The sequence below is a fragment of the Achromobacter sp. 413638 genome, from assembly GCF_043119405.1.
Taxonomy (GTDB): domain Bacteria; phylum Pseudomonadota; class Gammaproteobacteria; order Burkholderiales; family Burkholderiaceae_B; genus Achromobacter.
This window is the reverse complement of the sequence record NZ_JBICCO010000172.1, coordinates 1-1,189: the sequence shown is the minus strand read 5'-3', so window position 1 is coordinate 1,189 and position 1,189 is coordinate 1. Positions and strand designations below refer to the sequence as shown.

The following is a 1,189-nucleotide window of genomic DNA, read 5'->3' as shown; positions in this document are numbered from 1 at the left end:
CTGGACCGGCTATCGGTTGGAGCGGGTGGAATGGCCGCAAGGAGATGGCCAGACACTGTCGTTGTATCTGAAGCCGGTCAGCAAGGTCATGAACTGCGCGCAATGCGGTGCACGCTGCCAGCAAATCCATGAGACGACGGTTCGCCGGGTGCGCGATCTGCCGCTGTTCGAGTACCGGGTGGTGCTGCACGTTCCTCGTCGCCGGGTTTGGTGCGAACACTGCGGCGGCCCGCGGCTGGAGAAGCTGGACTGGCTGGGCCGCTACCAGCGAGTGACGGAGCGGTTCGCCAAGGCGTGCGAGAAACTGCTGCAGGCCGCCAGTGTCCAGGCGGTAGCGGCCTTCTACGACCTGGGCTGGCATACGGTCAAATCGATCGACAAGATGCGCTTGCGAGCACGGGTGGCCGAGCCGGACTGGTCGACGATCCGGTATCTGGCAATGGACGAATTCGCGCTGCACAAAGGCCATCGCTACGCCACGGTGGTCGTCGATCCGATTGGGCGGCAGGTACTCTGGGTCGGCCCCGGACGCTCACGCGAAACGGCTCGAGCCTTCTTCGAACAACTGCCCGAAGGCGTTGCCGAGCGCATTGAGGCGGTCGCGATCGACATGACCACGGCCTATGAGCTGGAGATCAAGGAGCAGTGTCCGCAAGCGGAAATCGTCTTTGATCTGTACCACGTCGTGGCCAAGTATGGCCGCGAAGTGATCGACAGGGTGCGGGTAGATCAGGCCAATCAACTCCGACATGACAAGCCGGCTCGCAAGGTCCTGAAATCCAGCCGCTGGCTGTTGCTGCGCAACCGCCAAAACCTGAAACCAGAACAGGCCGTGCACCTGAAGGAGCTGCTGGCCGCCAATCAATCGCTGTTATGCGTCTACGTGCTGCGCGACGAACTCAAACGGCTCTGGTTCTACCGAAAGCCAGCCTGGGCGCAAAAGGCTTGGGGGCAATGGTTCGAACAGGCTCGACAAAGCGGGATCGCCGCCCTGCAAAAGTTCGCCGAGCGCTTACAGGGTTACTGGCACGGCATCGTGACTCGCTGCCGCCATCCTCTGAACACCAGCGTCGTCGAAGGGATCAACAACACCATCAAGGTCATCAAGCGTCGGGCTTACGGGTACCGCGACGAGGAGTACTTCTTCCTCAAAATCCGCGCCGCGTTCCCCGGTAATCCGCGATGAACC

General features: G+C 61.6%; 1 protein-coding gene. It reads left to right on the top strand.

Features of this window, described 5'->3' with window-relative positions; all coding sequences use genetic code 11:
* Nucleotides 1-1,186, top strand: a 1,186-nt coding sequence (locus ACEU5R_RS31915) for an ISL3 family transposase (RefSeq protein ID WP_392413915.1), incomplete at its 5' end; no start/stop codon positions are given.
* Nucleotides 1,187-1,189 lie beyond the last annotated feature (3 nt).